General features: G+C 60.8%; 25 protein-coding genes. 21 read left to right on the top strand and 4 right to left on the bottom strand.

The annotated features are described in order from the left end of the window. Nucleotide 1 precedes the first annotated feature (1 nt). Nucleotides 2-736 (bottom strand): ATP-binding cassette domain-containing protein, encoded by a 735-nt coding sequence (locus tag ACN9MU_RS06780; RefSeq protein WP_426168818.1) that lies wholly within the window; start codon nucleotides 734-736, stop codon nucleotides 2-4. Further along, nucleotides 733-2,151, bottom strand: a complete 1,419-nt coding sequence (locus ACN9MU_RS06785; RefSeq protein WP_426168821.1) for an alpha/beta fold hydrolase — start codon at nucleotides 2,149-2,151, stop codon at nucleotides 733-735. Before ACN9MU_RS06785 ends, ACN9MU_RS06780 begins: the two co-directional genes overlap by 4 nt. A 223-nt stretch (nucleotides 2,152-2,374) precedes the next feature. On the opposite strand from ACN9MU_RS06785, the gene rplM reads away from it, so the two are divergent. The 5 genes from rplM to erpA all read left to right on the top strand — a co-directional run bounded on the left by rplM (nucleotide 2,375) and on the right by erpA (nucleotide 5,508). Continuing rightward, a complete protein-coding gene (gene rplM / locus ACN9MU_RS06790) occupies nucleotides 2,375-2,803 on the top strand; it encodes a 50S ribosomal protein L13 (protein ID WP_028102306.1) in 429 nt (142 codons plus the stop codon). Nucleotides 2,804-2,812: 9 nt separating this feature from the next. Continuing rightward, the gene (gene rpsI / locus ACN9MU_RS06795) at nucleotides 2,813-3,205 is read left to right on the top strand and encodes a 30S ribosomal protein S9 (RefSeq protein WP_028102305.1); all 393 of its coding nucleotides are present in this window, start codon (nucleotides 2,813-2,815) and stop codon (nucleotides 3,203-3,205) included. 172 nt (nucleotides 3,206-3,377) lie between these two features. After that, a complete protein-coding gene (argC, locus tag ACN9MU_RS06800; protein WP_426168825.1) occupies nucleotides 3,378-4,415 on the top strand; it encodes an N-acetyl-gamma-glutamyl-phosphate reductase in 1,038 nt (345 codons plus the stop codon). 12 nt (nucleotides 4,416-4,427) lie between these two features. Continuing rightward, nucleotides 4,428-5,093: a DUF6776 family protein gene (locus ACN9MU_RS06805; RefSeq protein WP_426344328.1), complete on the top strand. Its 666-nt coding sequence runs from the start codon at nucleotides 4,428-4,430 to the stop codon at nucleotides 5,091-5,093. 58 nt (nucleotides 5,094-5,151) lie between these two features. Beyond that, nucleotides 5,152-5,508, top strand: a complete 357-nt coding sequence (gene erpA / locus ACN9MU_RS06810) for an iron-sulfur cluster insertion protein ErpA (protein ID WP_028102302.1) — start codon at nucleotides 5,152-5,154, stop codon at nucleotides 5,506-5,508. Between the two features lie 56 nt (nucleotides 5,509-5,564). Here erpA and ACN9MU_RS06815 read toward each other — a convergent pair whose 3' ends face one another. Together ACN9MU_RS06815 and ACN9MU_RS06820 are read right to left on the bottom strand one after the other, a co-directional pair. Then, entirely contained in the window at nucleotides 5,565-6,656 is a 1,092-nt protein-coding gene (locus ACN9MU_RS06815) for an anhydro-N-acetylmuramic acid kinase (RefSeq protein WP_426168831.1), read from the bottom strand. Between the two features lie 82 nt (nucleotides 6,657-6,738). Next, nucleotides 6,739-8,121, bottom strand: a complete 1,383-nt coding sequence (locus ACN9MU_RS06820; protein WP_426344329.1) for a peptidoglycan DD-metalloendopeptidase family protein — start codon at nucleotides 8,119-8,121, stop codon at nucleotides 6,739-6,741. A 155-nt stretch (nucleotides 8,122-8,276) separates the two neighbouring features. Here ACN9MU_RS06820 and tyrS point away from each other — a divergent pair, with 155 nt between their 5' ends. The 16 genes from tyrS to ACN9MU_RS06900 all read left to right on the top strand — a co-directional run bounded on the left by tyrS (nucleotide 8,277) and on the right by ACN9MU_RS06900 (nucleotide 19,024). Next, nucleotides 8,277-9,509, top strand: coding sequence for a tyrosine--tRNA ligase (tyrS, locus tag ACN9MU_RS06825; RefSeq protein WP_426344330.1), 1,233 nt, complete (start codon nucleotides 8,277-8,279; stop codon nucleotides 9,507-9,509). Continuing rightward, complete coding sequence (gene dtd, locus ACN9MU_RS06830) at nucleotides 9,506-9,952, top strand: D-aminoacyl-tRNA deacylase (RefSeq protein ID WP_426168838.1); 447 nt, start codon at nucleotides 9,506-9,508, stop codon at nucleotides 9,950-9,952. The genes tyrS and dtd overlap by 4 nt, the downstream gene beginning before the upstream one ends. Nucleotides 9,953-10,117: 165 nt before the next feature. After that, nucleotides 10,118-10,732: a YbhB/YbcL family Raf kinase inhibitor-like protein gene (locus ACN9MU_RS06835; protein ID WP_426344331.1), complete on the top strand. Its 615-nt coding sequence runs from the start codon at nucleotides 10,118-10,120 to the stop codon at nucleotides 10,730-10,732. Then, complete coding sequence (locus tag ACN9MU_RS06840) at nucleotides 10,729-11,370, top strand: histidine phosphatase family protein (protein ID WP_426344332.1); 642 nt, start codon at nucleotides 10,729-10,731, stop codon at nucleotides 11,368-11,370. Before ACN9MU_RS06835 ends, ACN9MU_RS06840 begins: the two co-directional genes overlap by 4 nt. 74 nt (nucleotides 11,371-11,444) lie before the next feature. Further along, nucleotides 11,445-12,461, top strand: a complete 1,017-nt coding sequence (gene dusB / locus ACN9MU_RS06845) for a tRNA dihydrouridine synthase DusB (RefSeq protein ID WP_426168846.1) — start codon at nucleotides 11,445-11,447, stop codon at nucleotides 12,459-12,461. Nucleotides 12,462-12,504: 43 nt separating this feature from the next. After that, nucleotides 12,505-12,738: a helix-turn-helix domain-containing protein gene (locus ACN9MU_RS06850; protein WP_028102293.1), complete on the top strand. Its 234-nt coding sequence runs from the start codon at nucleotides 12,505-12,507 to the stop codon at nucleotides 12,736-12,738. A gap of 90 nt (nucleotides 12,739-12,828) precedes the next feature. Then, a complete protein-coding gene (gene purH / locus ACN9MU_RS06855) occupies nucleotides 12,829-14,403 on the top strand; it encodes a bifunctional phosphoribosylaminoimidazolecarboxamide formyltransferase/IMP cyclohydrolase (RefSeq protein ID WP_426321284.1) in 1,575 nt (524 codons plus the stop codon). Between the two features lie 134 nt (nucleotides 14,404-14,537). Next, nucleotides 14,538-15,074 carry a crossover junction endodeoxyribonuclease RuvC gene (gene ruvC, locus ACN9MU_RS06860; protein ID WP_426168851.1) on the top strand — a complete coding sequence of 179 codons (537 nt, stop codon included), beginning with the start codon at nucleotides 14,538-14,540 and terminating at the stop codon, nucleotides 15,072-15,074. A gap of 19 nt (nucleotides 15,075-15,093) precedes the next feature. Beyond that, the gene (gene ruvA / locus ACN9MU_RS06865) at nucleotides 15,094-15,672 is read left to right on the top strand and encodes a Holliday junction branch migration protein RuvA (protein WP_426168854.1); all 579 of its coding nucleotides are present in this window, start codon (nucleotides 15,094-15,096) and stop codon (nucleotides 15,670-15,672) included. 23 nt (nucleotides 15,673-15,695) lie between these two features. Further along, nucleotides 15,696-16,235: a GNAT family N-acetyltransferase gene (locus tag ACN9MU_RS06870; RefSeq protein WP_426321287.1), complete on the top strand. Its 540-nt coding sequence runs from the start codon at nucleotides 15,696-15,698 to the stop codon at nucleotides 16,233-16,235. A gap of 35 nt (nucleotides 16,236-16,270) precedes the next feature. Continuing rightward, on the top strand, nucleotides 16,271-16,765 hold the full coding sequence (locus ACN9MU_RS06875; RefSeq protein WP_426321289.1) for a hypothetical protein: 495 nt from the start codon (nucleotides 16,271-16,273) through the stop codon (nucleotides 16,763-16,765). A gap of 65 nt (nucleotides 16,766-16,830) precedes the next feature. Continuing rightward, nucleotides 16,831-17,136 (top strand): hypothetical protein, encoded by a 306-nt coding sequence (locus ACN9MU_RS06880; RefSeq protein WP_426321291.1) that lies wholly within the window; start codon nucleotides 16,831-16,833, stop codon nucleotides 17,134-17,136. Nucleotides 17,137-17,252: 116 nt separating this feature from the next. Further along, on the top strand, nucleotides 17,253-17,600 hold the full coding sequence (locus tag ACN9MU_RS06885; RefSeq protein ID WP_426321293.1) for a hypothetical protein: 348 nt from the start codon (nucleotides 17,253-17,255) through the stop codon (nucleotides 17,598-17,600). A 130-nt stretch (nucleotides 17,601-17,730) separates the two neighbouring features. Continuing rightward, complete coding sequence (locus ACN9MU_RS06890; protein ID WP_426321295.1) at nucleotides 17,731-18,033, top strand: hypothetical protein; 303 nt, start codon at nucleotides 17,731-17,733, stop codon at nucleotides 18,031-18,033. Nucleotides 18,034-18,104: 71 nt separating this feature from the next. Then, on the top strand, nucleotides 18,105-18,563 hold the full coding sequence (locus ACN9MU_RS06895; RefSeq protein ID WP_426344333.1) for a hypothetical protein: 459 nt from the start codon (nucleotides 18,105-18,107) through the stop codon (nucleotides 18,561-18,563). Beyond that, entirely contained in the window at nucleotides 18,560-19,024 is a 465-nt protein-coding gene (locus ACN9MU_RS06900; RefSeq protein ID WP_426321299.1) for a hypothetical protein, read from the top strand. Before ACN9MU_RS06895 ends, ACN9MU_RS06900 begins: the two co-directional genes overlap by 4 nt. Nucleotides 19,025-19,028: the final 4 nt, after the last annotated feature.

The following is a 19,028-nucleotide window of genomic DNA, read 5'->3' on the forward strand; positions in this document are numbered from 1 at the left end:
CTCATAGCTCGATCCCTTCCTCGGTGCCGACCAGGCGCACGAAAGCATCTTCCAGGCTCGGCAAGCCGGCCTGTTCGCACAACTGCTGCGGCGTGCCTTGGGTGACCGTGGTGCCGTTGGCGATCACGATCACGTCGTCGCAGGAGTGGATCACTTCCTGCATCACGTGGGTTGCCATGATCACGCAGCAGCCGTCCGCCTTCAGCGCGGCCAGCGCGCGGCGCAGGGCGCGCGTGCTCATCACGTCCAGGCCCCGGCTTGGCTCGTCGAGCAGCAGGTGGCGCGGCCGGTGCAGCAGGGTGCGCGCCAGGGCGACCTTGATACGCTGGCCTTGCGAGAAGCCTTTTGCGCGGCGGTCGATGATGTCTTCCAGCGACAGCAGCTCGGTGACTTCCTTGGTGCGCTGTTCGATCGCGGCATCGGCCATGTCGTTCAACTCGCCGAAGTAGCGCAGGTATTCGCGCGTGGTCAGGCGTTCATACAGGCCGAACTGGTCGGTCAGCACGCCGACGTTGCGCCGTACCGCCATCGGATCGATGGCGGGATCGACGCCGTCGATGGAGATGGTGCCGTGGTCGCGCTGCAGCAGGCCGACCAGGGTGCGCAGCAAGGTGGTCTTGCCGGCGCCGTTCGGTCCGAGCAGGGCGGTGATGATGCCGTCGCGCGCGGTGAAGCTGGCGCCCGCCAGCGCCTGCACCTTGCCGAAGCGCTTGCAGAGGTTATGGACTTCGATCATGGCTGTGGCCCTGCACTATTGAGCTGGAAAGTCGGCGCCGGGATTTCGTTCAGGCATTCCGCCTTCACCGGGACGCCGGGCTGGTCGAGGAAGCCGCGCAGCAGGCGCGGCATGCATCCGAGCGGCGATACGATATGCCCGCCATTCTTCACGATCAGGTGCTGGGCATTCTTCATGTACTTGCGCGCCGCTTCGGCGCGGCGCGGCGGCGTGACCGGGTCGAGTGCGCCGGACATCAGCAGCACCGGCGCTTCGATCACAGTCGGCTCCTTGTAAGGCACGGCCGGCACGGCGATGGTTTCGCACATTGTCCCGATGCGCATGATCTGCGGCGCGCCGAGGAAGGAGCCTTTTGTATCCTCTTCCAGCAATTGCGGCGTCAGGCGCGGGAAGTCCTCGGCGCAGACCACGGCCAGGTGCAGCGGCATGGCCGGCCCGCCCTCGGAGGAGAAATCGCGCGACACATTGCTGCGCGCGATGAAGGGCTGCCAGCGGTCCTGGTAGGCGCTGTGGATGAGGAAGGGCAGGCGCCGGCTGTCCGCCTGCGAATACAGGATGTTATGCACGGTGCCGATAAAGCGCATGCTGGTCATTTCGACCTTGGTGGTTTCCGCCGTACGCGGATCGGGCAGCGTGAGCGATTGCGGCGCCTTGGCCAGGCGCGCCGCCAGCGCCTCGAACTCGGAGCGCAGGCTGGGGAAGGCGGTGGCGCAGACCGTATCGTCGGCGCACTGCTTGAACAGGGCGTCGAGCGCCGCCTGCGCATCGTGCGCGCCGGCCGGCACCACCTGGTCGGGCGCCGCCACGCCATCCAGCACCAGGGCGCGCACGCTGCCGGGGTACAGGCGGGCATAGGCCTGGGCCAGGCGGCTGCCGTAGGAGCCGCCCCAGACATTGATGCGCCCATAACCGAGTGCGCCGCGCACCGCTTCGATGTCGCGCGCCGCCTGTTCGGTCGTATAAAGATTGAAGCGCTTGTTCAAGCCCTTGATGCAGGCACGGGTCTCGGCCAGCAATTCGTCTTCCGTGGCCGTTTCGGCATTCTTGCCCGGTTTGCAATCGAGCTTCCCGGATAATCCGGTGCCGCGCTGGTCGATCAGCACGATGTCGCGCGTGGCGCGCACCTTGCGGAAAGTGGTGTTCAGCAAGGGCACCAGGTCGGAACCCGCTTCGCCCGGGCCGCCGGCCAGCAGGAACAGCGGATCGCGCCGGGCCGACTCGCGCAGGGCGGGGGCGACGGCAACGTGCAGGCTGAGGGTGGCGCCGGGCGCATGGTGGTCGAGCGGCACCGCCAGGCGAATGCAGCGCAGGGCTTCTTCGGCGCCAGGCAGGTGGCAGCTTTTGCCTGGCTCGGCCTGCGCCATTGCCGGACCAAGGCCAAGGGCTAACAACGTGGCCAGCATGAGCGATCGCATGGCCGTCTCCTCTTGTGATTCTGGGGTTCCATAGTAGCTCGGCAATATCTGCTTAGCAACGGCAACTCGGTACAGGGCGGGGTTGACCCGGCGGGGCTGGCCGGGCTATAATCGCCAGCTTTCCTTTTCGCTCGGGAAAATTCAACAAGAAGGATGCGTCCGCTGAAGCACAGGGGCGGAACCACCGATAGAGCGTTTTTTATCTTTCACAGAAAGTTCAAACATGAAAACTTTTTCCGCTAAGGGCCATGAAGTCCAGCGCGATTGGTTCGTGATTGACGCGACGGACAAAGTCCTCGGCCGTGTTGCCAGCGAAGTGGCACGCCGACTGCGCGGCAAGCATAAGCCAGAATTCACCCCTCACGTTGACACCGGCGACTTCATCGTTGTCGTGAACGCAGGCAAACTGCGCGTGACCGGTACCAAAGCAACCGAGAAGACCTACTACCGTCACTCCGGTTACCCAGGCGGCATCTACGAGACCAACTTCCTGAAGATGCAACAGCGCTTCCCAGGCCGCGCCCTGGAAAAGGCAGTGAAAGGCATGCTGCCGAAGGGTCCTCTGGGCTACGCCATGATCAAGAAGCTGAAAGTGTACGCTGAGGGTTCCCACCCGCACGCTGCCCAGCAACCTAAAGCACTCGAATTCTAAGGAACTGACATGATCGGTAACTACAACTACGGCACCGGCCGTCGCAAGAGTGCAGTTGCTCGCGTGTTCATCAAAGCTGGCACCGGCCAGATCATCGTGAACGGCAAGCCAGCAGCTGAGTACTTCTCCCGTGAAACCGGCCTGATGGTGATCCGTCAGCCGCTGGAACTGACCGGCAACGTTGAACGTTTCGACATCAAAGTCAACGTGCACGGCGGCGGCGAGTCCGGCCAGGCAGGTGCAGTGCGTCACGGCATCACCCGCGCACTGATCGACTACGATGCAGGCCTGAAGGGCGACCTGGCACGTGCCGGCTTCGTCACTCGCGATGCTCGTGAAGTTGAACGTAAAAAAGTTGGTCTGCGCAAAGCACGTCGCGCAAAGCAATTCTCGAAGCGTTAATCTTTATCGCTTTCGTACAAAAAGCCGCTGGTCTCCAGCGGCTTTTTTTATTTTTAGAACCGAAAGCCTGCGGCCGCCGCGTATCAGGTGTCTGACCCTGCGGGTCAGACACCGTTTTACCGGTTTTGATAAAATGGCCCCCTCACATAAACAACCCACGCAAGGAAAGAAAATGATCAAAGTAGGCATCGTCGGCGGCACTGGTTACACGGGCGTGGAACTGCTGCGACTGTTAGCCGCACACCCTGAAGTCGAACTGACCGCGATCACTTCGCGCAAGGAAGACGGCTTGCCGGTGGCTGAGATGTATCCTTCCCTGCGCGGCCGCGTGAATATCGCCTTCTCCTCGCCGGACAAGGTTGACCTGACCCAGTGCGACGTCGTGTTCTTCGCAACTCCGCACGGCGTGGCCATGGCGCAGGCGCCGGAACTGCTGGCCAAAGGCGTGAAGGTGATCGACCTGGCGGCAGACTTCCGCATCAAGGACCGAGCCGTATTCGAAAAGACGTACAAGATCGACCACACCGCGCCTGAACTGCTGGAGCAAGCCGTGTACGGCCTGCCTGAGCTGAACCGCGAAGACATCAAGAAGGCGAACCTGATCGCCAACCCGGGCTGCTACCCGACCACCATGCAGCTCGGCTTCGTGCCGCTGCTGAAGGCCGGCCTGATCGATGCCGGCCACTTGATCGCCGACTGCAAGTCCGGCGTGTCCGGCGCCGGCCGCAAGGCGGAAATCGGCACCCTGTTCTCCGAATCGTCGGACAACTTCAAGGCCTACGGCGTGAGCGGCCACCGCCACACCCCGGAAACAGCGGCCCAGCTGCAGCGCTTCACCAGCGAGAAGGTCAACCTGATCTTCACCCCGCACCTGACCCCGATGATCCGCGGCATGCACTCGACCCTGTATGCGCGCCTGACCAAGGAAGTGTCGAACGAAGAGCTGCAAAAGCTGTTCGAAGACGCCTACGCCGACCAGCCGTTCGTCGACGTGATGCCATGGGGCTCGCACCCGGAAACCCGCAGCACCCGCGGCGCCAATATGCTGCGCCTGGCGCTGCATCGCCCGAACAATGGCGACACCCTGATCGTGCTGGTGGTGCAGGACAACCTGGTCAAGGGCGCATCCGGCCAGGCCGTGCAGTGCATGAACCTGATGTTCGGCCTGGACGAAGGCCTGGGCCTGCAAACCATCGCCCTGATGCCTTAAGTGGAAGGCCGCATGGAACAGGCGCGCGTGCCAATGCTGGCACGCGTGTTTGGCCTGGCTGCGGTCCTGGTCGCCGGCGGCGCGCTGGCGATGTGGGGCGTCGACCTGGGCAAGCGCGTGGTTGGCGTATCGAAAGGCGAATCCGGCCCTACCGTTGCAAAGCAACTCGCCGCGGCTGAGCTGGAACTGGCCCGCGTATCGGCTGAGCGCGATGAATTGGCTGCAAAGCTGAAGGCTGTTCCCGTGGCAGCGCCCGCACCGGCCGCTTCCGATGCCGAATTGGCAAAATTGAATGCCGACCTGGCCCTGCTGGAAGAAGCGCTGCCGCCAGCGAAAGCCGGTTCCGGCCTGCTCATCCGCGGCATGCAAGCTCGCATGGCGGCGCCAAAGCTCTTGCATTACACGGTTCTGCTCCAATATGGTGCGAAGAAGAAGGGCCCATCCGCCTTCTCCGGCCGGCTCAAGCTGTCGGTTGCCGTCACCCAGGATGGCAAGAAAGCGGTGCTTGAATACCCGAAGGATGGCGCCGAGCGCTACGACCTGAAAGTGGACCGCTACCAGCGCGTTGACGGCACGCTGGAACTGCCGGAAGGCCTGAAAGTGGTGGCAGTCAAGGTCAGCCTGTCGGAAAAGGGCAAAATCGTTGCCGATGAAACAACGACTGTGCGCAGCCTCTAAAGCGGCCAAGTCCGGCATGGACTATAATGGGACAACTGATTTTAAGTAGGAGTAACACATGACTGCAGTAGCCGAAGACGTGATCCCGGCACCGATCGTTTTCACCGACGCCGCGGCCGAGAAAGTAGCGCAACTGATTGAAGAAGAAGGCAATCCGGACCTGAAGCTGCGCGTATTCGTGCAGGGTGGCGGTTGCTCCGGCTTCCAATACGGTTTCACCTTTGACGAAATCGTCAATGAAGACGACACCACCATGGTGAAGAACGGCGTCCAGCTGTTGATCGACTCGATGAGCTACCAATACCTGGTAGGCGCCGAGATCGACTACAAGGACGACCTGGAAGGCGCGCAATTCGTGATCAAGAACCCATCCGCGACCTCGACTTGCGGCTGCGGTTCCTCCTTCTCCGTCTAAGCAAAGCCATTACGGCTCAGCCCGTGTGACCCCATGGTGTGACACGGGCTCGTCCGTTAACGGGGGTAGAGGACGCCGAGGATGCGCTCGCCGCGCGCGCCGGTGACGGAGGGCAGGTTGCCGGGCAGGCGTTCGCCGAAACGGTAGGCCAGCCAGGCGAACACCATCGCTTCTACCCGGTTGGGCGGTACGCCCAGCGCGTCGGTGGACTGAACGTTGGTCGATTCCCCGAGTTCCGCTTGCAACTCGCGCATGAGCGTGGCGTTGTAAGCGCCGCCGCCGCAGACGTAGAGTGCATCCGCGCCGTGAGGGGCGACTTCGCGTGCCAGGCTGACTGCAGTCAGGCGCAACAGGGTGAACATCACATCTTCCGGCCTGGCTTCGGCGAAAGCCGCCAGGCGGGTGTCCAGCCAGTCGGCATGGAACAGGTCGCGACCGGTGCTCTTCGGCGCGGGCTGGGCGAAGTAGGGTTCGGCCAGCAACGTGGCCAGCAGGCCGGGTATTTCCTTGCCGGTGGCGGCCCAGGCGCCGTTGTCGTCGTATTCCACGCCTTTGTGGCGCGCGATCCAGGCATTCATCAGCACGTTGCCGGGACCGGTGTCATAGCCGCCAACCGTACCGTCTTTATGCAGCAGGGAGATGTTGGCGATGCCGCCGATATTGGCCAGCACGCGCATCTTGCCTTCCTTGCCAAATAGCGCTTTATGGCCTGCTGGCACCAGCGGGGCGCCCTGGCCGCCAGCTGCGACATCGCGCGAGCGGAAGTCGGCTATCACGTCGATGTCGCTCAGCTCGGCCAGCAGGGCGGCGTTAATGATCTGGCGCGTGAAGCCGAGCTCGGGGCGGTGGCGGATGGTCTGCCCATGCGCACCCACGGCGCGCACGTCAGCCGATTTCATTTCAGCCTTGGCCAGCAGCTCGGCCACGCAATCCGCATAGAGTTCGGCCAGCTTGTTCGCGGCCAGCGCTTCGCGCTCGATTTCGTTAGGAGAGGCGGCTTGCAGCGCCATCAGCTCGTTGCGCAGCGACTGCGGGAACTCCACGTACGCCGCCGACATGGTGCGCGCAGCACCGGCCCAAAAGTCCACGAGGACGCCATCCACGCCGTCCAGGCTGGTACCCGACATCATTCCGATATATAAGCTCATGGTCCTATTGTAGTTCGGGGGCAGTTGAGTCAAATAAAAAAAAGGCGCACCTTTGTGCGCCTTTTATTCCTTTGCCGCCGGATTACTTGGCGGCGAGGGTGTTGGTCTTGTCGTTCGAACGGAGCAGGGCGAAGCGGTGGATCATGTCGCCGGCCACCGATTTGAAGCGCGCCAGTTCGGCAGTCGTCAGCGGGGCTTGGGCCGTAATGTTCAGCTTGTTCGGGTCCTTGGCTTCGCCTGCGACGCGGAATTCGTAGTGCAGGTGGGCGCCGGTCGACCAGCCGGTGGTCCCGACGTAGCCGATGATGTCGCCTTGGTTGACCTTGGCACCCTTTTTCATGCCGGCGCCGAAGCGGCTCATGTGCGCGTAGGCGGTGGAGTAGTTGGCCCAGTGCTTGATCACGACCACGTTGCCGTAGCCGCCTTGCACGCCGGCGAAATCGATCACGCCGTCGCCGGCTGCGCGAATCGGGGTGCCGGTCGCTGCGGCGAAGTCGGTGCCTTTGTGCTGCTTCCAGTTGCCGGAGATCGGATGCGAGCGCATGCCGAAGCCGGACGAAATACGCGAGAATTCCAGCGGCGATTTCAGGAAGGCCTTCTTCAGCGATTTGCCGTCGAAGCTGTAATAACCGCCGCCCGATTTGGTCAGCGGATCTTCAAACCACACGCTTTGGTAGGTGGTGCCCTTGTTGGTGAATTCGCCTGCCAGGATGCGGCCGGCGCGCACGAACTCGCCGTCCTGCCAGAAGGTTTCATACACCACGTTGAAACGGTCACCGCGCTTCAGGTCGGAACGGAAGTCGATGTTGGTGGAGAACATTTCAATGATCTGCGCGACGACGGTGTCGGGCAGGCTGCTGCCGTCGGAACTCGAGTCGGTCGCGGCATACAGGGAAGTGGTGATTTCGCGCGCGCGCATTTCAACGCGGCGTTCCAGTTTCGCGGCGGTCTCTTCAGCCGTGAATTCTGCGTCGCCCGAACGGGTGACCATAATATTCTTGACGGGATTGTCTTTGCCGTCCACAACGGTGGCCTTCAGCCACAGCAGGTTGCCGTTTTCGTCGGTCTGCGCCTGCACGCGCTTGCCGCTGCGCAGCTGCATGATGGCGCGCGCGGTCTTGTCTTTCTTGATGAAGGTTTCTGCAGCGTCGTCTTCCACGCCCAGGCGATTGAGCAGCGTCGCGAGCGTGTCGCCGGCGCGGATCTTTTCTTCGTGGACGTAAGTCTGGTTAGCTTCTTGCTTCTGCAGGGCGGTAATCTGCGAGCTCAGGTCCGGCAGCTGGATTTCCTGGGCAACGGTCTTCACGGGCAGGTCGCTTGGATCGGGGGCGAGCGGAGCCACGCCAGCAGCACCAAAAGCGCATACGGCAAGGAAGATCGCCGATGCGCTGATGATCCGCGCCTTACGCGTCGAACCTAGCAGATTGTGCAAGCCGGAGCTTGTGAACTTGTTTATAGGGTTCATGCAATCAGTTAAAATTTGCCGCTTGAACTTTCAGGATTCTTGGTATTTTGTTCTAAGTTGTTGATTTAATTCGTTTTCATCGGGCAAGATTGATGGGATCGGGCATTATAACAAAGTCCTGAGCCGTGCCAACAATTTGAGAGAATTTCGCAAAAATGGATACAGACAACAAAATCCTGCCGCTGACCGATAGCGTCCAGGAAGCCCTCGCCATCACCAAGCGTGGTGTGGACGAGCTCATCATCGAAAGCGAATTTGCTCAAAAGCTGGCGCGCTCGGAAAAGACTGGCGTGCCGCTGCGCATCAAGCTGGGCCTGGACCCGACCGCGCCTGACTTGCACCTGGGCCACACCGTGGTGCTGAACAAGATGCGCCAGCTGCAGAACCTGGGCCACCAGGTGATCTTCCTGATCGGCGACTTCACTTCGATGATTGGCGACCCTTCCGGCCGCAACGTCACCCGTCCGCCGCTGACCCGCGAGCAGATCGAGCTGAACGCACAGACTTATTTCAAACAGGCATCGCTGGTGCTGGATGCGGCCAAGACCGAAATCCGCTACAACTCGGAGTGGTGCGATCCGCTGGGCGCGCGCGGCATGATCCAGTTGTCCTCGCGCTACACCGTGGCGCGCATGATGGAACGCGACGACTTTTCCAAGCGGTTCAAGAACGGCACCCCGATTTCGGTGCACGAGTTCCTGTACCCGCTGATGCAGGGTTACGACTCGGTGGCACTGAAGGCCGACCTGGAACTGGGCGGTACGGACCAGAAGTTCAACCTGCTGGTTGGCCGCGAGTTGCAAAAGGATTACGGACAGGAGCAGCAGTGCATCCTGACCATGCCGCTGCTGGAAGGCCTGGACGGCGTCGAGAAGATGTCCAAGTCCAAGAACAACTATATTGGTATTACCGAGCCGGCCAACACCATGTTCGCCAAGGTGATGTCGATTTCGGACGTGATGATGTGGCGTTACTACGACCTGCTGTCGTGGAAGTCGATCGAGGAAATCGCTGGCCTGAAGAAGGCGATTGAAGGCGGGGCGAATCCGCGCGATGCCAAAGTGGCGCTGGCGCAGGAGATCGTGGAGCGCTTCCACTCGCGCCAGGCGGCGGAGGATGCGCTGGCCGACTTCGTCAATCGCTCCAAGGGTGGCATTCCGGATGATGTGCAGGAAGTTGCCGTGGCCGGCGCGCCGGTTGGCATTGGCCAATTACTGAAGCAGACCGGCTTGTGCGCTTCGACCGGCGAAGGCCTGCGCATGATCGATCAGGGCGGCGTGCGCATCGACGGTACGGTGATCAGCGATAAGGCGCTGAAAATTGAGGCAGGCACCTTCGTGCTGCAGGTCGGCAAGCGCAAATTTGCTAAAGTGACCTTGTCGGCATGATCGGGCTGCTGCAGCGGGTGTCGTCCGCCAAGGTTGTTGTCGATGGCGAGACGACCGGCGCCATCGACGGCGGCTTGATGGTGCTGGTGTGCGCGGAGAAGGGCGATACGGAGAGGGAGGCGGACCAGTTGCTGGCCAAGCTTTTGTCGTATCGTGTATTTTCCGACGATGCCGGCAAAATGAACAAGTCGGTGACGGATGTTGCGGGCGGCTTGCTGCTGGTGCCGCAGTTTACGCTGGCGGCGGATACCAACTCCGGCACCCGGCCTTCATTCAGCCCGGCGGCAGCGCCGGCGGATGGGAAGCGGCTGTTTGAGTATTTTGTGGAGCAGGCGCGTTCCAGGCACGCGGTCGTTGGCACGGGCGTGTTTGGGGCGGATATGAAGGTGTCGTTGACAAATGATGGGCCGGTGACGTTCTGGTTGCAGGTGAGTCCAAAATAAAAACCGGTAAACCTGGGTCTGACCCGCAGGGTCAGACCCAGTCTGAGCCGCTGCCAGGGGTATTGGTTCTGGGCCTTTGAGGCCGCAGGCAGACGAGCTGACCGGGTCTGACCCTGCGGGTCAGACCCGGGTTTACCGGTTCAAAAAGCAAGCTGGGAGATAAAGATGAAAATCTGGAGCGATTCCTTCAAGGATGGCGCCGCCATCCCCGGCGATTTTGCTTTCGCGGTGCGCGACAAGGCGACGAAAGTGCGCCTGTCATCCAACAAGAACCCCCACCTGGCCTGGTCCGACGTCCCCCCAGGCACCGAATCCCTGGTCCTGCTCTGCATCGACGGCGACGCCCCCACCGACGGCACCTACGTCAACCAGGAAGGCCACACGCTGCCCGCTTCGATGCCGCGCGCCGACTTTTACCACTGGTCCCTGGTCGACATTCCGCCGAAACGCAGCAGCATCTCCGCCGGCGAATTCTCGAAAGCAGTCACGCCGAAGGGCAAGCCGGCCGGCCTGCCAGCGCCCCTGCGCCACGGCATCAATGACTACACCGGCTGGTTCGCCAGCGACAAGGACATGGCCGGCGACTATTACGGCTACGACGGCCCATGCCCGCCATGGAACGACGAGCGCACCCACCATTACATTTTCCGCCTGTACGCGCTGGACACCCCGCGCCTGGAGCTGGAAGGCCGCTTCACCTGCCAGGACGTGCTGACCGCCATCCACGGCCATATCCTCGACGAGGCGCAGGTAATCGGCAGCTACTCGCTATTTGAATGACAAGAATCCTGCTGATCCGCCACGGCGAAACCGCGTGGAACGCCGTGCGCCGCCTGCAAGGCCACATCGACATCCCCCTTAGTCCGACCGGCGAACGCCAGGCTGATGCCCTGGCGCGTGCGCTGGCGGCCGAGCCGCTGGAGGCCATCATTTCCAGCGACCTGGGGCGCGCCCTGCAAACCGCGCAAGCGGTGGCGGCGCACCATCCCCACCTGCCGCTGCACACCGACCCCGGCCTGCGCGAGCGCGGCTACGGCGCCTTCGAGGGCCTCTTATATACAGAGATCGCCGAACGCTACCCCGTGGAGTTCGCGGAATGGCAGGCGAGGGACGTGGATGCCGTGATGCCGGCCGGGGACCGCGTGGCGGAAAGCTTCCGCCAGTTCTTCCAGCGTTGCCAGGACGGCATCGCACGCTGGGCCGAACGTTATCCACAACAATCCATCCTGATCGTCGCCCACGGCGGCGTGCTGGAATGCGCCTACCGCGCTGCCCGCGGCCTGTCGATCGACGGCCCGCGCGATTTTGAGGTCAAAAACGCCAGCATCAATCGATTTACCTTTGATAAAGGGGTGTTGTCGCTTGATCAATGGGGCGAGGTTGCGCACCTGTCCGCCAGCCTGGACGACATTGTTTAAAAAAGTGATTAGTTTTTGGGCAGCGCATCGGTTAAAATAGCCCCCTTTCCCGCACTGTCTTACGGATTTGTTAAGTGAATATCGGACCTCACGAGCTCCGCAATAACGTCTTTGTCGCGCCCATGGCTGGCGTGACGGACCGCCCGTTCCGCCAATTGTGCAAGGAACTGGGCGCGGGCTACGCCGTGTCCGAGATGGCCGCTTCCAATCCGCGCCTGTGGGCCAGCGAGAAGTCCTCGCGCCGTACCGACCACACCGGCGAGATGGAGCCGAAAGCCGTGCAGATTGCCGGCGCGGTGCCGGAAGAACTGGCGGAATGCGCCAAGTTCAACGTCGACCGCGGCGCCCAGATCATCGACATCAATATGGGCTGCCCGGTGAAAAAGGTGTGCAACAACTGGTGCGGTTCCGCCCTGTTGCAGCACGAAGACCTGGTCCAGCGCATCCTGGAAGCGGTGGTGCCGGCGGTGAACGTGCCGGTTACCCTGAAATTCCGCACCGGCTGGAACCGCGAGAACAAGAACGCCCTGCGCATCGCGCGCATCGCCGAGCAAGCCGGCATCCAGATGCTGACGCTGCACGGCCGCACCCGCGCCGACGGCTACACTGGCGACGCCGAGTACGACACCATTGCCGCCGTCAAGGCAGCAGTCAGCATCCCGGTGGTCGCCAACGGCGACATCACCACCCCTGAAAAAGCGCGGTATGTGCTCGACAAGACCGGCGCCGACGCCGTGATGATCGGCCGCGCGGCCCAGGGGCGCCCATGGATCTTCCGCGAAATCGACCATTTCCTGCGCACTGGCGAACACCTGCCGGCGCCGCTGGTGGCCGAAGTGCGCAAGCTGATGGACGAACACCTGCAGGCCCACTACGCCTTCTACGGCGAATTCCTGGGCGTGCGCACCGCACGCAAGCATATTGGCTGGTACGTGCGCGACCTCCCGGGCGGGGAGGAGTTCCGTCAGGAGATGAACCGCCTCGAGTCGACCGCAGAACAACTGCGCGCAGTCGACAGTTTCTTCGAATCCCAATGGAAGTACGGCGAGCGGTTACAATACCGCCTCGCCGAAGAACCGCTGGCTGCGTGAACCGCGCCTGCATTGGCAAATATTTAGCAAGATCGATAAGAAAATGAGCAAAGAAAGCATTCAGGAAGTAGTCCAGAAAAGCCTGGAAGACTACTTCAATGACCTGGGCGAGCAGCAGGCATCGAACGTGTACGACATGGTAGTGATGACCGTTGAGCGTCCGATCCTCGAAGTGGTGATGGGCCGCGCCGACGGCAACCAGTCGCACGCAGCCCAGATGCTGGGTATTAACCGCAATACTTTGCGCAAGAAATTACAGGAACACGGCCTGCTGTAAGGCTGATTCCGCGTCCCGGTCCCTTTTGGCCGCGACGGGCCGTGGGGCCGGATGGTTTGTACCGATTTCCGTAACCTTCCCCCCACAGCTATGATCAAACAAGCTCTCATCTCCGTATCCGACAAGACCGGCGTGCTGGATTTCGCCAAGGCCCTGTCGGCCATGGGCGTCAACATCCTGTCCACCGGCGGTACCGCGAAACTGCTGGCCGATAACGGCGTGCCGGTCACCGAAGTGGCCGACTACACCGGCTTCCCGGAAATGCTGGATGGCCGCGTGAAGACGCTGCACCCGAAAGTCCACGGCGGCATCCTCGCCCGCCGTGACTTCCCTGAGCACGTCGCCAAGCTGGAAGAGCACAGCATCCCGACCATCGACATGGTGGTGGTGAACCTGTACCCGTTCCAGGCGACCGTGGCCAAGGCCGAGTGCTCGCTGGAAGACGCGATCGAGAACATCGACATCGGCGGCCCGGCCATGCTGCGCTCCGCCGCCAAGAACCACAAGGACGTGGTGGTGATCTGCGATCCGACCGACTATGGCGTGGTGCTGGCGGAGATGAAGGGCACCGACAACGCACCGGGCTACGTGTCGTACGAAACCCGCTTCAACCTGGCCAGGAAAGTCTACGCGCACACCGCGCAGTACGACGGCGCCATCACCAACTACTTCTCCAGCCTGGGCCCGGACCGCAAGCACGAAACCCGTTCCGCCTACCCGGCAACCCTGAACGTGGCCTTCGAAAAAGTGCAGGACATGCGTTACGGCGAAAACCCGCACCAGTCGGCTGCCTTCTACCGCGACCTGGCTCCGGTGGCCGGCGCGCTGGCCAACTACCGCCAGCTGCAGGGCAAGGAACTGTCCTTCAACAATATCGCCGACGCTGACGCAGCGTGGGAGTGCGTGAAATCCATGGGCTCCACCGCCTGCGTGATCATCAAGCACGCCAACCCGTGCGGCGTGGCCCTGGGCGCGAATGCGCTGGACGCCTACCAGCGCGCGCTGAAGACCGACCCGACTTCCGCTTTCGGCGGCATCATCGCCTTCAACGTGGAAGTGGACGGCGCAGCGGCCACCGAACTGGCCAAGCTGTTCGTGGAAGTGCTGATCGCTCCTTCCTTCACCGCGGAAGCGCGCCAGATCATGTCGGCCAAGCAGAACGTGCGCCTGCTGGAAATCCCGCTGGGCGAAGGCGTGAACGCGATGGACTTCAAGCGCGTGGGCGGCGGGCTGCTGGTGCAGTCGGCTGACTCCAAGAACGTGCTGCCTTCCGAGGTGCGTGTCGTGAGCAAGCTGCAGCCTACCCAGCAGCAGCTGGCCGACCTGATGTTCGCATGGCGCGTGGCCAAGTACGTGAAGTCGAACGCCATCGTCTTCTGCGGCAATAACATGACCCTGGGCGTGGGCGCGGGCCAGATGTCCCGTATCGATTCCGCGCGCATCGCATCGATCAAGGCGCAGAATGCCGGCCTGTCGCTGCAGGGTTCCGCCGTGGCTTCCGACGCATTCTTCCCGTTCCGCGACGGCCTGGATGTGGTGGTTGATGCGGGCGCGACCTGCGTGATCCATCCAGGCGGCTCGATGCGCGACCAGGAAGTGATCGACGCCGCCGACGAGCGCGGCGTGGTGATGCTGTACACCGGCACTCGCCACTTCCGTCACTGATCTGCGGTAAAACCGGTAGGGCGGGGTCAGACCCGCAGGGTCTGACCCCATCTGCTCGGCGGCCGCTGTGTAATTAGGTGCCGGACCCTGCGGGTCTGGCACCGGTCTACCGGTTTCTGCCGTAAAATCCGGGAATGATAATTCTCGGCATCGACCCCGGCTTGCGCACCACTGGCTTTGGCGTCATCCAAAAAGTGGGCAACAAGCTGCGCTACATCGCCTCCGGCACCATCAAGAGCGGCGAGGGCGACCTGCCGCAGCGGTTAAAGGTCATCCTCGACGGCGTCGCCGAAATCGCGGCCACCTACAAGCCCGATTGCGCCGCGATCGAAAAAGTCTTCGTCAACGTCAACCCGCAATCCACCTTGCTGCTCGGCCAAGCCCGCGGCGCCGCGATCTGCGCCCTGGTGACGCACGAACTCAAAGTCGCCGAATACTCGCCAACCCAGCTGAAGCAAGCCGTCGTCGGCACCGGCCGCGCCACCAAGGCGCAAGTGCAGGACATGGTCGCGCGCCTGCTGGCGCTGCCCGGCCTGCCCGGCACCGACGCCGCCGACGCCCTCGGCATCGCCATCTGCCACGCCAACAGCCAGGCCACGCTGGCCGTCGTCACCAACGCCCATCCCGCCCTGTCTGGACTGCGCATGAAGCGCGGCCGCCTGGTGGGCTAACCGCATTCAAAGGAACACTATGATCGGACGTCTCACCGGCATCCTGCTCGAAAAGAATCCACCGCAACTGCTCGTAGACGTACAAGGCGTCGGCTATGAAGTCGACGTGCCGATGTCTACCTTCTACAACCTGCCCGGCGTGGGCGAGAAAGTCAGCCTGTTCACCCACCTGACGATCCGCGAAGACGCGCACCTTCTGTTCGGCTTCGGCAATGCCGAAGAGCGCGCCGTATTCCGTCAGTTGATCAAGATCAGCGGCATCGGCGCGCGCACTGCGCTGTCGATCCTGTCCGGCCTGTCGATCGCCGACCTGGCGCAGGCCGTCACGCTGCAAGAAGCCGGCCGCCTGGTGAAGATACCCGGCATCGGCAAGAAAACCGCCGAACGCCTGTTGCTGGAACTGAAGGGCAAGCTGGGCGCCGACATCGGCGCTGCCGGCGCGCACCCGGTCCACGATTCGCAAGCGGACATCCTGAATGCGCTGCTGGCGCTGGGCTACTCCGACAAGGAAGCGTTGCAGGCGCTGAAGACCGTACCTGCCGGCTCCTCGGTTTCCGACGGCATCAAGCAAGCGCTGAAAGCTTTGTCGAAAGGCTGAGAGCTGTCGAGGAATGAGGTCTCATGAATATTGAGAGAATCCACGAGCGTCTGGCAAGCGCACTCGATCGCGAAGAGAACACGTTCATTTCCAGCGAGGTATTCGACATTAGCCTCGTCGATGGCGATATCAGGCTTAGCACTCGGACCGTGGAACCGTTCACCAAACGCTACGACGCGGATGATGAATGCGATGATGACGTTGAAGCCTACGGAGCATTTGTCGATGGTGGGCTGGCCGGTAAGATCGAGTTGGCAACAAGCTGGAATGACCTTGGGTCAATCGAGCACGTCGTCGTCTCCCGCAGGTTTCGCCAACGCGGTATTGCGACTGCGCTGATTCAGTTCGCCAAATCGTGGGCCCGGGACAGACTGCTCAAGGGCCTGCGCCTGGAAACCCAGACCAACAACGTCGCCGCCTGCAAACTCTATTTGCGGAACGGCTTCGAGGTGGGCGGCTTTGACCGATTCGTCTATCGCACCCAAGAGCAAGTCGCCAACGAGACCGCACTCTATTTGTACTGGTTTCCCGAGCAGCGGTCGCCGGAGTTGCAAAAAAGATAGTATGCTTCGGGTTTTCGAAATCAACTGAACGCTGCATGAAATCGATCCGCAAGTCCTTCCTCGCCTTGCTGTTGTGCGCACCAATGCTCGCAAGCGCAGGCTCCAAGACATTGTCGGTTGCCTTCTTCGATTACTCGAACGGGATCGGCAAGACATCGTTCAAGGCATTGCGTGCGAGCGGATACGAACACCAATGCTGGCAAGAGAGCTTTGGAGAAATCGAAGGCATTGACACCGCGTACATAGAGAAGCCACCGGCGAACCTTCAAAGGGACTTGCTGTTGCGCGCGGTACGCGGCGACGCAGCTGCTGCCGAACAATTTCGCCAGCAGCTAAACAACGCAAGGCTCAGCGGCGCCTATGCGTTTGTTCCTGATCCCTCAGGAAGGTTTGCCACCATTTACGGCCTGGGCTACCAATCGATCGCTGTTACGTCGTCGGCCTCTGTTCGTCTTCCGGAAGATGGCAAGCCGATCGCAAACCCCACGCTTTCCAAACGCCTGTGTGAAGCCGGCAAGGCGATGGACTGAACCCAGTTATTTGATCGAAGCGGGGCGTGATAATCGGATGTTTTTAACTTTTCGTTGGGAGTGAAATGCTGCGTCTTTCTTTTTTCATTATTTTGACCCTTATCGCATCTGGCGTGCATGCCGAAGAAGATCCGTTTGCTGATCTGAAAAAGGGACAGCCTAAAGCTGTCGGAGCACTCGCCGAACGAATCGCCATGTGCACTCATTTCGCCGGCGAAGAACCTTACGACGCTGAGCGCCGGAAAGAGATTGCTGAGGCCATGAATACATACCGCTGTGGAAAGATCGAGAGGGACGAGGCGGTCCTGCGCAAGCGCTATAAGGACAATCCGGGAGTGTTGGGGGCACTTCAAAGAGCGCACGAATGGTAAGAGCTAAAGTGCATGCGCATCCCGGCCACCCAGGCCCATTGACGTCTGAGGGCGTACGCTGCCGCCGCTGGTTAATCCAACGTTAGCGTCCGATGCGCACGCTACTATCATTCCTTTTGCTGATGCCGCTGGCTGCGTTGGCCTGCTCGCCACCTCCCGACATGAAGCCTTTTTCTGTCGAAGAGCTTTTTCAAGGTTCGGCTTACGTGGCATATGCCGAAGTAGCTTCGGTTAAGAGCTCGGGTGGAATTGAAGTCGCGGAGGTGAAGGTGTTGGAACAATTCAAGGGTGACGGCCTTTCCACCGTCATATCATCGGCAGATAGTTGTGGCCTTTCTTTGCACCGTGGCGAACGACGTATCTTCTTTCTTAACGGTGAGCGAAAGGGTCATGCACTTGCCTATCCATGGAACCATTCGCCTGAGATTATCCTTGCTAAGCTGCGAAGCTTAAAACAGCGATGAACACCATTGCGCTAATCATTTACTTCAGCGGACGCGCTGGCGCGCGCAGCTTGGCACCACGTTATGCAGAACATGACTGACGCTTGGGATAGTCCAACCTGGCTTGGACCCTCGGGAACCTGAGTTTGAGGTGCCAGCACTTAGGGCGTTGGCTCTGGCTGTTCAAATTCGTTCATCCGACATTGTTTGCGAACCGGACTTCGCTATTGATGGCTGTGCTTTCGTTCGGTTTTATCGCAGTGGCATTAATATTGGCCGTGCATGTGTCGCAAGACATGTAAGCGGTAACGCCTTCTACAGCGGCTACTTTGGTGCCGATGGTGATGAATTTCATGGATTCAACTATCTAGCCATCGCAAATTTGGTTTGCGAGTACAAAACTTCGATCGATGACGCACCTGATTTGGATTTGGCCGATGACGCAAAAGCATAACATTGCGGTCAACTGGACTGCCTCCACGCTGCGCGCTCCTTCGGCCGGTTACGTCCAACGTTGGGGAGTGTATGGCAGTCGTATCTAAGTGGATCTGCGGTAGCTGTGTGGCAAAAGATGTGCTGTTCGCTGTTCACACTGGACGTGAGACGGTCTTTGTCATTTGTGCCGCGTGTGGCGCCACTCAATTTTCCCCCGAGCGTGGTGATGCTGAATTCATCCAAATGGATGGAACCGCGCGCGAGCTGACGGGCAACTGGGTTATGGCTACCCATGAAGTTGTGAGGTCTGCTGGCTACGAATCTCAATTCGATGTGGAGGTGTGGCATTTTACGAAAGGATCTTTGAAAGTTTTCCTGGCTTTAGAATATGAAATCTGTGACCCAACCATGCTCCAGCAGACGTGCTACAGCGGGGTTTGCCCGCAAGACCCTTTGGCAACCGGCTTACGTTCATCAATGCCATTTGTACCCAATCCTCTAATCCGGCGGATGCCTGTGGCGCTGCTGACTTGGGAACGTCAGCTATGAGAATTCTTACTGCGTCGGCTGTTATCTTGATCTTGCTGACGGTGCTGCTAGCGTTGCTCTCGCGTGGGCCGGTTGGACCGGAGTCGATCGTTGCAAAAGACGTTCAAGCCCTCATTGACGATTCCGCCAAGAGCGTAAGCGCTTTGGCCCGAGACCCAGTATCGGTCGCTCCAAGGGAAGTTCCGCTGACCTTGGAACTGGAAGTGAAGCGCATACTTAAGGGGCTTTATTCATCCGAAGAAGAACGTGCCGAAGTCTATTCGATCGAATTCGGAAAGCTTGGCACTCCAGTGAGATGTTTTATTCGCTTACGTGGTGACCACGTAATTGGCATCGCAGTAGAGGCGGCCGCGTCCCGCGAATTAATGCAGGCACTCCATACGCGGTTTCCCGGGTACACAATTCATGAAATCGTGCCTAATCCTGAACTCGAGCGGACGCCTCCGGCGCCGCTGACTTAATACG

This window comes from Pseudoduganella sp. R-32 (assembly GCF_049913245.1).
Classification (GTDB): domain Bacteria; phylum Pseudomonadota; class Gammaproteobacteria; order Burkholderiales; family Burkholderiaceae_D; genus Rugamonas.